Origin of the sequence: Microbispora hainanensis (genome assembly GCF_036186745.1) — a bacterium.
Taxonomy (GTDB): Bacteria; Actinomycetota; Actinomycetes; order Streptosporangiales; family Streptosporangiaceae; genus Microbispora.
Genome location: NZ_CP108086.1, coordinates 6,414,145 through 6,427,147 on the forward strand (window position 1 = coordinate 6,414,145; position 13,003 = coordinate 6,427,147).

General features: G+C 73.7%; 9 protein-coding genes and 1 pseudogene. 6 read left to right on the forward strand and 4 right to left on the reverse strand.

Annotation, left to right across the window (positions count from 1 at the left end; all coding sequences use genetic code 11):
- The first annotated feature begins 29 nt into the window (after positions 1 to 29).
- The 6 genes from OHB01_RS29605 (at position 30) to OHB01_RS29630 (ending at position 6,897) form a co-directional block, all read left to right on the forward strand.
- Positions 30 to 1,103 carry a 4Fe-4S dicluster domain-containing protein gene (locus tag OHB01_RS29605; protein ID WP_142651394.1) on the forward strand — a complete coding sequence of 358 codons (1,074 nt, stop codon included), beginning with the start codon at positions 30 to 32 and terminating at the stop codon, positions 1,101 to 1,103.
- The gene (locus tag OHB01_RS29610; RefSeq protein ID WP_328854278.1) at positions 1,100 to 1,930 is read left to right on the forward strand and encodes an FAD/NAD(P)-binding protein; all 831 of its coding nucleotides are present in this window, start codon (positions 1,100 to 1,102) and stop codon (positions 1,928 to 1,930) included. The genes OHB01_RS29605 and OHB01_RS29610 overlap by 4 nt, the downstream gene beginning before the upstream one ends.
- Positions 1,930 to 2,790: an oxidoreductase gene (locus tag OHB01_RS29615; protein WP_328854279.1), complete on the forward strand. Its 861-nt coding sequence runs from the start codon at positions 1,930 to 1,932 to the stop codon at positions 2,788 to 2,790. The genes OHB01_RS29610 and OHB01_RS29615 overlap by 1 nt, the downstream gene beginning before the upstream one ends.
- On the forward strand, positions 2,787 to 4,076 hold the full coding sequence (locus tag OHB01_RS29620) for a Ni/Fe hydrogenase subunit alpha (RefSeq protein ID WP_328710046.1): 1,290 nt from the start codon (positions 2,787 to 2,789) through the stop codon (positions 4,074 to 4,076). The genes OHB01_RS29615 and OHB01_RS29620 overlap by 4 nt, the downstream gene beginning before the upstream one ends.
- A complete protein-coding gene (locus OHB01_RS29625; protein ID WP_328854280.1) occupies positions 4,060 to 4,521 on the forward strand; it encodes a hydrogenase maturation protease in 462 nt (153 codons plus the stop codon). The genes OHB01_RS29620 and OHB01_RS29625 overlap by 17 nt, the downstream gene beginning before the upstream one ends.
- Before the next feature lie 102 nt (positions 4,522 to 4,623).
- Positions 4,624 to 6,897: a heavy metal translocating P-type ATPase gene (locus OHB01_RS29630; protein ID WP_142651390.1), complete on the forward strand. Its 2,274-nt coding sequence runs from the start codon at positions 4,624 to 4,626 to the stop codon at positions 6,895 to 6,897.
- A gap of 6 nt (positions 6,898 to 6,903) precedes the next feature.
- Here the strand turns inward: OHB01_RS29630 and OHB01_RS29635 are convergent, their stop codons facing one another.
- From OHB01_RS29635 to OHB01_RS29655, 4 genes and pseudogenes are all read right to left on the reverse strand, one after another.
- Positions 6,904 to 7,521, reverse strand: a complete 618-nt coding sequence (locus OHB01_RS29635) for a cation-translocating P-type ATPase C-terminal domain-containing protein (protein WP_328855873.1) — start codon at positions 7,519 to 7,521, stop codon at positions 6,904 to 6,906.
- A gap of 274 nt (positions 7,522 to 7,795) precedes the next feature.
- Positions 7,796 to 8,779 (reverse strand): annotated as a pseudogene (locus OHB01_RS39985) (cation-transporting P-type ATPase); the annotation flags it as partial.
- A 13-nt stretch (positions 8,780 to 8,792) separates the two neighbouring features.
- Positions 8,793 to 11,336, reverse strand: a complete 2,544-nt coding sequence (locus tag OHB01_RS29650; RefSeq protein WP_328710042.1) for a cation-transporting P-type ATPase — start codon at positions 11,334 to 11,336, stop codon at positions 8,793 to 8,795.
- 79 nt (positions 11,337 to 11,415) lie between these two features.
- Positions 11,416 to 12,867 carry an amidase gene (locus tag OHB01_RS29655; RefSeq protein ID WP_328710041.1) on the reverse strand — a complete coding sequence of 484 codons (1,452 nt, stop codon included), beginning with the start codon at positions 12,865 to 12,867 and terminating at the stop codon, positions 11,416 to 11,418.
- Positions 12,868 to 13,003 lie beyond the last annotated feature (136 nt).

The following is a 13,003-nucleotide window of genomic DNA, read 5'->3' on the forward strand; positions in this document are numbered from 1 at the left end:
CACCCATTGGGGGCAAAGGAGGGTCGCCCATGGAAACCGTCGTCATTCGATCGCTGGAACCGCTGATCGCCGAGTTGCGGGCGCGGGGGTTCGCCGTGGTGGCGCCGACCGCTCGCGACAAGGTCATCCGGATGGGCGAGATCGCCTCCCAGAGCGAGCTGCCCAGGGGGTGCGGAGACGAGCAGGAGCCCGGCCGCTATCGGCTGCGCGAGGGCGACGACGAGATGCTGTTCGGCTTCGCCGCGAGTCCCGACTCCGCCAAGCGCTACACGCAGCCGCCCAGCCGCACCCTGTTCCGCATGCGGGGCGAGAGCATCGAGGAGCCCGAGGCGGAGGTGCCCCGCGTCGCCCTGCTGGGCGTACGCGCCTGCGACCTGGCCGCGCTGGCCGTGCAGGACCGGGTGTTCCTCGGGGGCAGGCATCCCGACCCCGGCTATCGGAGGCGGCGGGAGGCGCTGTTCGTCGTCGCGGTGAACTGTGCCGTGCCCGGAGGGACGTGCTTCTGCGTCTCCATGGGCACCGGCCCGAAGGCGACCGCCGGCTATGACCTGGCGCTGACCGAGCTCGCCGGACCGCACCGGTTCGTGGCCGAGCCCGGCAGCGCGTACGGCGCGGAGATCCTCGGGGCGCTCCCCCGCGTCCCGGCCGCGGACGCCGATCTCGACGCGGCCGAGGAGGTCTCCCGTACGGCCGCCGAGCGCATGGGACGGCGGGTCGACACCGAGGGGATCAAGGAGCGGGTGGCCGGCGCCCACGACTCGCCGCGCTGGCAGCAGGTCGCCTCCCGCTGCCTCACCTGCGCCAACTGCACCATGGTCTGCCCCACCTGCTTCTGCACCACGGTGGAAGACAGCACCGATCTTTCCGAAGGGGCGGCCGAGCGGATCGAACGCTGGGACTCCTGCTTCACGCTGGGGTTCACCGAGGTCGGCGGCGCGCCGGTGCGGGGGTCGGGGGCCGCGCGTTATCGGCAGTGGCTGACGCACAAGTTCTCCACCTGGTTCGACCAGTTCGGCACCTCGGGCTGCGTGGGCTGCGGCCGGTGCATCACCTGGTGTCCCGTGGGGATCGACGTCACCGAGGAACTGGCCAACCTGCCATGACCGCCGAGACGCGCCGTCCGATGACGCCGGAGCTCTACCGGGTGCGCTCGCGGCGGGCCGACCGGGTGGACACGGTCACGCTCCAGCTCGTGCCCGTGCACGGCGAATGCCCGCCGTGCCGGCCCGGGCAGTTCACCATGCTGTACGCCCCGGGGGTCGGCGAGGTCCCGATGTCGATCAGCGGCCGGGCCCGTTCGGGGGGATATGTCCACACGATCCGCGCGGTCGGCGCGGTCAGCGGCGCGTTGTGCGGCAAGCGGCCCGGGGACGTGGTCGGGGTGCGCGGGCCGTACGGCACCTGGTGGGACATCCCGGCCGCCGCCGGGATGGACGTGGTCGTCGTCGCGGGCGGGCTGGGCCTGGCGCCGCTGCGCCCCCTGGTGCGGGAGCTGATCCGCCACCGCTCGCGCTACGGACGCGTCAGCGTGATCGCGGGGACCCGTACGCCCTCGACCCTCGTCTACGGGCGGGAGCTGGCGCGCTGGCACGGCCAGGGCGTCGACGTCCAGGTGACCGTGGATCACCCCGATCACGCCTGGAAGGGGCCGGTCGGCCTGGTCACCCGGCTCCTCGACCGCATCGTCTTCGAGCCGCGGCGCACGTACGCCTTCGCGTGCGGCCCGGAGACGATGATGCGGGCCACGGCCGGCGACCTGGTGGCGCGCGGGGTGGCGGCTCGCCGGGTGGAGCTGTCGCTGGAGCGGAACATGAAATGCGGTCTCGGCTGGTGCGGGCACTGCCAGCTCGGCCCGCTGTTCGTCTGCCTGGACGGCCCGGTGCTGAGCTACGAGCGGGCGGCGCGCCTGCTGGCCGTGGAGGAGCTGTGATGGGCGCGCCCAGACGAGCATCCCGGCGGTCATCGGCGGACGGGCCGGGCGGCGCGAGGCCGCGGCTGGCGGTGTGGAAGTTCGCCTCGTGCGACGGGTGCCAGCTCACCCTGCTCGGCTGCGAGGAGGAGCTGCTGTCGGTGGCCGCCCGGGTGGAGATCGCCTACTTCCTGGAGGCGTCCAGCGCTCCCGGCCCGGGCCCGTACGACCTGTCGCTGGTGGAGGGGTCGATCACCACGCCCGACGACCTGGAGCGGATCAGGCACGTGCGCCGGGTGTCGAAGCGCCTGGTCACCATCGGGGCCTGCGCCACGGCCGGGGGGATCCAGGCGCTGCGCGACTTCGCCGACGTGCGGGAGTTCCTGTCGGTCGTGTACGCCCGGCCGGACTACATCGCGACGCTGGACCGTTCGACGCCGATCTCGGCCCATGTGCCGGTGGACTTCGAGCTGCGCGGCTGCCCCATCGACAGGCGGCAACTGCTGGAGGTCGTCTCGGCGTTCCTCGCCGGGCGGCGCCCGGTCGTGCCGCCCAACAGCGTCTGCGTGGAGTGCAAGGCCCGCGGCAACGCCTGCGTCATGGTCGCCCACGGCACGCCCTGCCTCGGCCCGGTCACCCAGGCCGGGTGCGGGGCGCTGTGCCCGGCGTTCAACCGGGGGTGCTACGGCTGCTTCGGCCCCATGGAGAGCCCCAACGTGCGCGCCCTCAACCGGCAGTTGCGGGAGCTGGGCATGAGCACGCCCGAGCTGGTGCGGGTCTACCGGACCTTCAACGCCGCCGAGGAGCCCTTCCGGCAGGCGGCCGAGGAGGCCGACCCGGAGCTGCGCGACCACGAGAAGACACCGGGAGAAGACCGGTGACCCACAAGACGGTCAAGGTCGGGGGCCTGACCCGGGTGGAGGGGGAAGGCGCTCTGCTCGTACGCGCCCGCGACGGGCGCATCGAGGACCTGGAGCTGCGGATCTACGAGCCGCCGAGGTTCTTCGAGGCGCTGCTGCGCGGCCGGTCCCACACCGAGCCGCCCGACATCACCGCCCGGATCTGCGGCATCTGCCCGGTGGCCTACCAGATGAGCGCATGCCAGGCCATCGAGGCCGCCTGCGGGGTCGAGGTCACCGGCCCGCTGCGCGACCTGCGGCTGTTGCTGTACTACGGCGAATGGATCGAGTCGCACACGCTGCACGTGTATCTGCTGCACGCGCCCGACTTCCTCGGCTACGACAGCGGCATCGCGATGGCGGCCGACCACCGCGACCTGGTCCAGCGGGGGCTGGCGCTGAAGAAGGCCGGCAACGACCTGGTGGCGGCCGTCGGCGGCAGGCCCATCCACCCGGTGAACGTCCGCGTCGGCGGCTTCTATCGGGTGCCCACCCGCCGCGAACTGGCCCCCGTCGCCGAACGGCTGCGCCGCGCCCGCGAGATCGCCCTCGAAACCGTCTCCTGGGTCGCCGGCTTCGACTTCCCCGAGGTCGAACACGACTACCGCTTCCTGGCGCTGCGTCACCCCGGCGAGTACGCGATCCTCTCGGGGGATGTGGTGACCAGCGACGGCGGGAGCTTCGCCGTACGGGATTGGCCCGAGCACGTGACCGAGGAGCAGGTGCCGCACTCGACGGCGCTGCACGCCCGGCTCGACGGCTCCCCCGGTTATCTCGTCGGGCCGATGGCCCGCTACAGCCTCAACTCCGCCCAGTTGTCGCCGCTCGCGCGGGAGGCGGCCGCGGCGGCGGGCCTCGGGCCGGTCTGCCGCAATCCGTTCCGCAGCATCGTCGTGCGGGCGGTGGAGATCGTGCACGCCTACGACGAGGCCCTGCGGCTCATCGACGACCTGGCCGAGCCCGGCGCGCCGTACGTTCCGGTGGAGCCCCGCGCGGCCACCGGCCACGGCGCCTCGGAAGCGCCGCGCGGCACGCTCTATCACCGCTATCGCATCGACGCCGACGGGGTGATCCGCGAGGCCGACATCGTGCCCCCGACCTCGCAGAACCAGGCGCGCATCGAGGCGGATCTGCGGCACCTGATCGAGCCCCGGCTCGACCTGCCCGAAGAGGAGCTGGCCGCGCTGTGCGAACGGGCCATCCGCAACCATGATCCCTGCATCTCCTGTTCGGCGCACTTCCTCGATCTCCATGTCGACGCCCGGTGACATCGTGGTGATCGGCCTCGGCGGCGACGGCCGGGGCGACGACGCCGCCGGTCTGGAGGTCGTACGGCGGCTGCGCGGCTCGGTCCCGCCGTCCGTCGTGCTCGTGGAGAGCGCCGCGGACCCCGCGCAGCTTGTCGAGGCCTGGACCGGCGCCCGCCTGACCGTCGTGATCGACGCCGTCTCCTCGGGTGCGCCGCCGGGTGCGGTGCATCGACCGGCCGGCGTCGAGGGCGGGCCGTCCTGGCACGGCAGCTCCCACTCCTTCGGCCTGGCCGACGCCGTAGAGCTCGGCCGTGCGCTCGGCCGCCTGCCCGCCCGGCTCGTCGTCATCGGCATCGAAGGTGCGGACTTCACGATCGGCGCGCCGATCACGCCGCCGGTGCTGTCCGCGATCGACGCCCTGGCGCGGGAGCTGGAACAGAGACTCCGGCAGGAATCCGCGTGACGCGCCGGTCCTGGACCCGGACGGCCGGGCACGGTCTTTCGGCCCTGTCCCAGGGAACAGCGACCCTACCTCCGGGCATCCGTTTCGGGCGAGTCTGACCAGATGAAGCGGATCGCCCTGCTGGCAGGCACGCTCGGCGCCCTGATCGCCGGAGGTGTGCTCCACCTTCTCGGAGCCGGCCCCGCCGGTGACGCGCTCTGGGCGGCCGGCACCGTCCTGGCGCTCGGCCCCGCCGTCTGGTGGGTGGCCTCCTCCCTGCGCGCCGGCCGCCTCGGCGTCGACGCGATCGCGGTGCTCGCCCTCGCCGGTGCGCTCGCCGTACGCGAGTTCCTCGCGGGAGTGCTGATCGCCGTGATGCTGACGGGCGGCAGGGTCCTGGAGGACTACGCCCTGCGCCGGGCACGCCGCGATCTGACCGCCCTGTACGAGCGGGCGCCGCGGTCCGCTCGGCGCTACGAGGAGGGCGTCCCCCGCCTGATCGCAGCGGAGGAGGTGCGCCGGGGGGATCGGCTGCTGGTGCCCGGCGGCGAGCTGGTGCCGGTCGACGGCGTCGTCGAGTCCGGCACCGCGCTGCTGGACGAGTCCGCGCTCACCGGCGAGTCGCTGCCGGTCGAGCACCGGGTGGGCGAAAGCGTCGCCGGCGGAGTGGTCAACGCCGGGCAGCCGTTCGACATGCGTGCCACGGCGACGGCCGGCGACAGCGCCTACGCGGGTGTGGTGCGGCTGGCCCAGGAGACGGAGGCGGGCTCCGCCCCGGTCGTCCGGCTCGCGGACCGGTTCGCCGCCTGGTTCCTGCCGGCCACGCTCCTGCCGGCCGGAGGCGCGTGGCTGATGTCGGGCGAGCCGGTGCGGGCGGTGGCCGTGCTCGTCGTGGCGACCCCCTGCCCGTTGCTGCTGGCCGCTCCCGCGGCCATCGCCTCCGGCCTGTCTCGCACCGCCCGGCGAGGGGTCCTGGTGAAGGGCGGTGGCGCGCTGGAGACCCTGGGCAGGGCGCGGACACTCGTCCTCGACAAGACCGGCACGCTCACCGAGGGCCGCCCGCAGGTGATGGACGTGGTGGCCGCCCCCGGCGGAAACCCGGACGAGGTCCTGCGGCTGGCCGCCGCGGTCGACCAGATGTCCTCTCACGTGCTGGCCGCCGCGATCGTGCGCGCGGCGCGCGGGCGGCGGCTGGCCCTGCCCGCCCCCGAGGACGTGTCCGAGGTGCCGGGCACGGGCACGTCGGCGCTGGTCGAGGGGCGCCGCGTCAGCGTGGGCAAGGCCACGGGCGCGAGGTCCTCTCCCTGGGAGGACGCCCAGCGCGCACGCGCCGCCCTCGACGGCGCCATGACCGTCTGGATCACGGTGGACGGTCAGGTGAGCGGCGTGATCCTGCTGCGTGACGCGGTCCGCGGGGATGCGGGCCGCACGCTGCGGCGGCTGCGGGCCGCCGGCATCGAGCGGATCGTGATGCTCACCGGCGACCGGGCGGAAGTGGCCGAGACCGTCGCCGGCGTGCTGGGAATCGACCGCGTGCTGGCCGAGCAGACCCCGGCGGCCAAGGTCGAGCGGGTGCGGGAAGAGGCGCGGCGGGCGACGACCATGATGGTGGGCGACGGGATCAACGACGCGCCGGCGCTGGCCGCGGCCGACATCGGTGTGGCGATGGGAGCCCGCGGCGCGGCCGCCTCCGCTCAGGTGGCCGACGTGGTGCTGACCGCCGACCGGCTCGACCGGCTCGCGGACGCGATGGACGTGGCACGCCGCACGCGGCGGATCGCCGTCCAGAGCGCGGGGGCCGGAATGGCGCTGTCCCTGCTCGCCATGGCCGTCGCCGCGGCGGGCGCGCTGCCGCCCAGCGCCGGCGCCGTGCTTCAGGAGGCCATCGACGTCACGGTGATCCTCAACGCCCTTCGCGCGCTGCGCCCGATCCGGGGGACCCGGCTGCCCCTTGACCGGCCGACATCCGAGTTGCTGCGCCGTTTCGAGCGAGAACACGCCGATCTGCGCCGGTCGCTCGAACGCATCCGTGACGTGGCCGACCGCCTGGGCCGGCGCGACCCCCGCGAAGCGCTGGCGGACCTCCGTGACGTCCACGCGTTCCTGACTTGCGATCTCCTGCCGCACGAGCACGACGAGGAGGCGCGGCTGTATCCGGCCATGACGCGGCTCCTGCGCGACCCGGAGGCAACGGTCACCATGAGCAGGGCCCACGCCGAGATCGACAAGCTCGTCCGCCGGTTGGGCCGTCACCTCGGCCTCGCCGCCGACGACGGTCCGCGCCCGGAACAACTCGACGACCTGCGGGCCTGCCTGTACGGCCTGTACGCCGTGCTGACCCTTCACTTCGCTCAGGAGGAGGAGGCCTATTTCTCCCTCGCCTCCAGCTCTCCGTGATGGCGCCTAACCGCCAGGCAGGGTGGTGCGTGACCGGGTGCGTGCGCGACGGCGTCTCCATCGCCACATCTCGTCGACACCCCACACGACGAAGGGGAAGGGCACGAGGAGCACGAGCTGAGCCGGCTCGGGCGGCGCCGTGCCGAAAACGGCGCGGAACGGCGGCACGAGGACGATCACGGCGGCGAAGACGATCTCGAACGCGATCCCCCACAGCAGCAGCCGGTTGCTGGTCACGCCGATGGCCCGCAGGGACGCCGTGTGGGTGCGTGCGGCGAAGGCGGTGCCGATCTGGCAGACCACGATGCCCAGGAAGGTCATGGTGGTGGCCTGCTGCCAGGTGTGGTGCAGCGCCGAGCCGGGTCCCGTGGCCGCGCCCGGATGCCAGCGGCCCAGCAGGAGCGTGCCGAAGAAGGCTCCGAGCACCAGAGCCGCCGACACTCCGCCGAGCACGCCCCAGGCACGGGCCAGCATGGCGCCCTGGATCACCCCCTCGGATCGGCGCCGGGGCGGGCGGTTCATCAGGCCGGGTTCGGCGGGTTCGCGGCCCAGGGCGATCGCGGGCAGGGTTTCGGTGCCCAGGTCGATCGCGAGGAGCTGGAGCACGGTGAGCGGCAGCGGGATCGAAGTGGAACTGCCGCCGCCGCTCGCCGTCGTGGTCGCTCCCCCCGAGTGAGACGCTCATCCGGAGCAGGGCGATCTCGGTCGGGTCCCCCGTCTCGGCCGGTTCGAGAGCGGCGTTGTTGCAGCGGGCGGCCGCCTCTGCCAGCGCTCTCAGCGGCGGCGAAGACGACACACCGGCCCACTTTCCGCCGGTGTTCCGGATCGGGCCGGCGCTGGTCCAGACGTCGGTCACGCTCATCCGGTTGAGCGTGAGGGTACCGGTCTTGTCCGTGCAGATCACGGTGGTGGAGCCGAGAGTCTCCACGGCGCTCAGCCGCTTGACCACCGCACCACCGCGGGCCAGCGCCCTGACCCCGACGGCCAGGGCGAGGGTGATGGTGGGCAGCAGTCCCTCGGGGACGTTCGCGACCAGCAGGCCGACGGCGAAGTTGAACGCGTCGGCCAGCGGGAGGCGTGCCACCAGGGCGGCGACGGGCATGACGACCGCGCCGGCCGTGACCGCGACGATCGCGATCAACCAGGCGACCCGTTTGACCTGAAGTTCCAGCGGCGACTCGTCCCTGCCGACGCGCTGGGAGAGCGCGGCTATCCTGCCCAGCTCCGTGTGCATGCCGGTGGCATATACCAGCGCCCGGGCCTGCCCTCCCGTGCATGTCGTGCCGCTGAACAGCAGGTCTCGCGCCTGGAGCAGCGGTCCGGTGCGATCGTCGAAGTCGGCGGACCTGTACGCGGTCAACGATTCGCCGGTCAGCGTCGACAGGTCGATCTCCACCGCGCCGTCGAGCATCCGGGCGTCGGCCGACACCCGGTCACCCTCCTCGACGACCAGCACATCACCCGGCACGAGCCCGATGGCGTCGATCACCTGAAGCCGGCCGTCCCTGACGACCTTGGCCTTGGCCGGCAGGTAGCGGGCCAGTGTCTCAACGGCGTGCTCGGCCTGCTGCTCCTGCGCGAAGGCCAGGAGCGCGTTCAGGACGATCACCGAGATGATCGCGATGGCTAGCGGAGCCGTGTGCGCCACCATCGCCAGACCCGCGGCCGCCCACAGCAGCAACGCCAGCGGATGGGTGAACTGGCGGCCGAGCTCTTTCGCCCGGTTCCCCCGCGCCTTCCTGACCAGCTGGTTCGGCCCGTACACCATAAGGCGACGTGCCGCTTCTCTGGAGGACAGCCCACTGGGGCGCGTCCGCAGGTCACGGAACAGCCGGACGACGGGTTCCCGCGGGTCCGACGGTCGGCCTTCGGTGTCCGACATCGGCAAACCACCCTCAGATTCGCCCTGGTTCGTGCTGCCCGTCCCCGCTCCCGCCGGGCTCCGCGGTGACCCTTCGGCGGCGACCGCGATCTCGTGCTTCGCCGCGGCGCATCCCGTCCGTGCGCAGGGCGTCGCACAGCAGCACGGTGAGCACGGCCGCGGCCACGGCCATCGCCCAGCCGAGCGGCGGCAGCGGCACCAGGGCCAGCGGAGCCCCGAGCACCGGCACCGCCGTCACAAGGACCTGCAGGAGCAGCGTGGCCGACACGGCCGCCGCCACCGCCCGGCCGTGCCACCAGCCCCGCTCGAACGTCCGCCGCCGCGCCCTGACCACGTACGCGAGGGTCAGGCGGGCGAAGACCAGGGCGAGCACGGCCTGGGTGCGCACCTGCTCGTCGCTCCAGCCGAGCCGCCTGGCCGTCTCCACGATGGCGAACACCAGCACCGCGACGACCACCGAGCGCACGAGGATGCGGCGCAGCACCCGCCACGACAGCAGCCCGTCGCCGCGCGGGCGCAGGGCGAGCGGGTCGCCCGCAGGCCGGTCCACACCCAGCGCGATCGCCGGGATGCCGTCCAGGACCAGGTTGATCCACAGCAGGTGCACCGGCAGCAGCGGCACGACCAGGTCGGGCCAGACGAGCAGGCCGGTCAGGACGATGAGGATCTCCGCGAGGTTGCCGGCGAGCAGGTAGCCGATCATCGAGGCGACGTTGTGGCGCAGGCGGCGGCCCTCCCGCACGCCGGTCACGATCGTGCCGAGCTCGCCGTTGGTCACCACGACGGCGGCGGCCTCGCGGGCGACGTCCGTGCCCTCCTCTCCGGCCATGGCCACGCCGACGTCCGCGTGGCGCAGCGCCGGGGCGTCGTTCACGCCGTCGCCGGTCATCGCCACCACTTCGCCGCGTTCCTTCAGGGCCCGCACGAGGTCGAGCTTGACCTCCGGGTCCACCCGCGCCACGACGGCGGCCTCGGGCAGCCGCGCCCGGCCGCCGTCCCCCTCGATCGCCGCGCCGGTGACGAGCGGCTCGGGGTCGATCCCGACCTCCCTGGCGACGGCGCGGGCGGTCTCCGCGTGGTCGCCGGTCACCATCACGACCCGGATGCCGGCGCCCCGGCAGTCGGCCACGGCCTGGCGGGCCGAGGCCCGGATCTCGTCCTGGAGCGCGACCAGGCCGACCGGGCGCAGCCCGGTGGCGTCGAGGTCGCCCGTGCGTCCCTCCGCCAGCGCGAGCACCCGCAGCCCCCGCCGGGCCAGCTCCGGCACGGCCTCCGCCAGCCGATCGGTCTGCCCCCCGGGCGCGCAGCGGGCCAGCACCACCTCCGGCGCCCCCTTGACCGTCAGCAGCGGCGGCCCGCCGTCCAGCGCGGTGACCACGGCCATCGACCGGGTCTCGGCGTCGAAGGGCCGCGCGTCGAGCCGGGTCTCCGCGGGCGGGAGCCGTACGCCGTGCCGGGCGGCGGCCTCGGCCAGCGCCACGTCGACCGCGTCGCCCACCCCGTCGCGGGCGTCGTTGCAGCGCAGCGCGGCCCGCCACAGATCGGCGCCCGGAACGGCGATGTGGTCGGCGACGGTCAGGTGGCCGGTGGTGAGCGTGCCGGTCTTGTCGGTGGCGATGACGGTGGTGGCGCCCAGGGCCTCCATCGCCGGCAGCCTGCGTACGATCACTCCGAGGCGGGCCATCCGCTGCGCGGCCATGGCGAGCGCGGTGGTGACGGCGGCGGCCATGCTCTCGGGCACCGCGGCGATGGCCAGCGCCACCCCGGCCAGGATGATGTCGATCAGGGTGGCCTCGCCACGGCTCACCCGGGTCAGCCCGATGAGGACCATGAGCGTTCCCGCCGCGACCGCCAGCAGGCCGATGCGCCGCGACACCTGGCCGAGCTCGATCTCCAGCGGCCCCTTGCCCCCGCCGCCGAGGGCGGTGGCGATGCGCCCCACCTCGGTGCCGGATCCCGTACGCAGCACCTCGGCCGTGCCCGAGCCGCGCACGACGAGCGTGCCGGAGAAGATCTCGCCGGTGCGGTCGCCCAGCGGCACGTGCGGGCCCGCCGCGCCGCCCGCGCGCTTGTCGGCCGACAGCGACTCCCCCGTCAGCAGCGCCTCGTCCACCGCGAGCGCGCTGGTTTCGACCAGCCGGGCGTCGGCGGGGACCCTGTCCCCGGCCGCGACGGTGACGATGTCGCCCGGCACGACCTCGGCCGCCGGGATCCGGCGTGCGACGTCGCCGCGTACGACGGTCGCCATCGGCGCGGTGAGGGTGTGCAGGGCCCGCACGGCCTTGTCGGCCTTGGTCTCCTGGGCGACCCCGATCACGACGTTCACCAGGAGGATGGCCAGGATCGCCGCGCCCTCGGGCACCTCGCCGAGCACGAGGAGCGTGACCAGCCCGGCGACGAGCAGCAGGACGGACATGGGGTCCGCGAGCTGGCGGGCGGCCCGCACGAGCAGGTTGGGCGGCTTCGGCTGGGGGATCTCGTTGGGTCCGTGCTCGGCCAGGCGGCGCGCGGCCTCTTCCTCGGTCAGCCCGGACAGGGTCCGCACAGCGGGTTCCATGCCCCCAGCAGATCATCCGGGCCGCGGCGGCGGCTCCGGGCGAAAGCCACCGGCCCGGAGGACCTTCGGCCCCGGCCTTTCATGCCGGTGGCTGGAAGCCGCCGATCCGCTGTTCGAGCAGTTCGGCCAGCCGCAGCGGGGTGCGGTCTTCGAACATCGGGCCGATGAGCTGCACTCCCACCGGCAGGCCCTCGGGCGACCGGCCGGCCGGTACGGCGGTGGCGGGCAGGCCGGGCATGGTGGCCAGGCCGGCCCAGACGAGCTGGTCGAAGTACGGGTGTTCGACGCCGTCGATGTCGATGAGCCGTTCCAGCGGATTGGGGTGGTGGTCGTGCGGGAACGCGGGCGTCGGCGTGATCGGGCACACCACGACGTCGAACTCGGCGAACAGCCGCCGCCAGCCGTGGCGGTGGACCTCGCGGCGGTGGTTCGTCTCCAGCCATTCGCGGTGGCTGAACAGCATGGCGCGCAACCGTACGGCGCTGAGACTCCCGTCGTCCGGGCTCAGCTCGTCGGCGCGGGCCCGCAGCTGGTCGAGCGATTCGAGGGGAAAACGCGCGACGGTGCCCGAGACCAGCAGCTGCATGTAGAGCGTCGCGGCTTCGGCCAGATCGGGCAGCACCGGGCTGTGCCGTTCGACGCGGGCGCCGCCGTCGGCCAGCGCGGCGGCCACCCGCTCCACGCCCGACCGCACGGCGGCCCCGGTCGGAAGCAGCGGATGCTCGTCGATGACCAGGACCCGGAAATCCCCGAGCCGCTCGTGGCGGGCGGGCGGCAGCGCCAGACGGTGCGCCACGCCGTACGTCAGCGGGTCGGGCCCCGCCATGACGTCGAGCAGGAGCGTCAGGTCGCGGGCCGTGCGCGCCATCGGACCGACGACGGCCAGGTCGAGATCGACCGGCCAGGCCGGCTCGCCCGGCGGGACCATGCCGCGGATGGCCGCCAGCCCGAGCGTCGGCTTGTGCGCGTAGACGCCGCAGAAGTGCGCGGGGGTGCGCAGCGAGCCGGCGAGGTCGGAGCCGATGGACAGCGCCCCGAACCCGCACGCCAGGGCCGCCGCCGACCCGCCGGAGGATCCGCCCGGCGTGCGACCGGGATCCCAGGGGTTGGCAGTGGTGCCGTAGATCTCGTTGAAGGTCTGGATGTCCTGCAGCCCCAGCGGCACGTTGGTCTTGCCGAGCACCACCGCGCCCGCGGCCTTGAGCCGCGATACCTGCACCGCGTCCTCGGCCGGCACGAAGTCCCGGTGCTGCGGCATGCCCCAGGTCGTGGGCAGCCCGGCGATGTCGAACGATTCTTTGACCGTCACCGGGATGCCGAGCAGCGGCCGGTCCTCCCCACGTGCGCGGGCCCGGTCGGCGTCGCGCGCGGCGGCCCGCGCACGGTCGAAGTCCGGCACGCAGACGGCGTTGATCGCCTTGTCGTCCCGCTCGATGCGGGCGATCGCCTCGTCGGTCAGTTCCACCGAGCTCACGTCACCGGCACGCAATGCGGCCGCGAGGTCTTCGGCCGATTGATAACTCCATTCCATGAACGCGACTCTAATCGCCTGCCGTAAACGCTCGCCTCCGCATGGTCGCCCGCATTCACCGGAGAAAACGAAACGGCCATGCGCTCGTTATGCCGCCGAAGACGCTTCGCCCCAGGTCGGCGGGGCTATCGGCAGA

Bases quoted from the DNA above. Each gene is read 5' to 3' on its own strand.
- OHB01_RS29605 (WP_142651394.1), top strand. From the start codon at position 30: ATGGAAACCGTCGTCATTCGATCGCTGGAACCGCTGATCGCCGAGTTG.
- OHB01_RS29610 (WP_328854278.1), top strand. From the start codon at position 1,100: ATGACCGCCGAGACGCGCCGTCCGATGACGCCGGAGCTCTACCGGGTG.
- OHB01_RS29615 (WP_328854279.1), top strand. From the start codon at position 1,930: ATGGGCGCGCCCAGACGAGCATCCCGGCGGTCATCGGCGGACGGGCCG.
- OHB01_RS29625 (WP_328854280.1), top strand. From the start codon at position 4,060: ATGTCGACGCCCGGTGACATCGTGGTGATCGGCCTCGGCGGCGACGGC.
- OHB01_RS29630 (WP_142651390.1), top strand. From the start codon at position 4,624: ATGAAGCGGATCGCCCTGCTGGCAGGCACGCTCGGCGCCCTGATCGCC.
- OHB01_RS29650 (WP_328710042.1), bottom strand. From the start codon at position 11,336: ATGGAACCCGCTGTGCGGACCCTGTCCGGGCTGACCGAGGAAGAGGCC.
- OHB01_RS29655 (WP_328710041.1), bottom strand. From the start codon at position 12,867: ATGGAATGGAGTTATCAATCGGCCGAAGACCTCGCGGCCGCATTGCGT.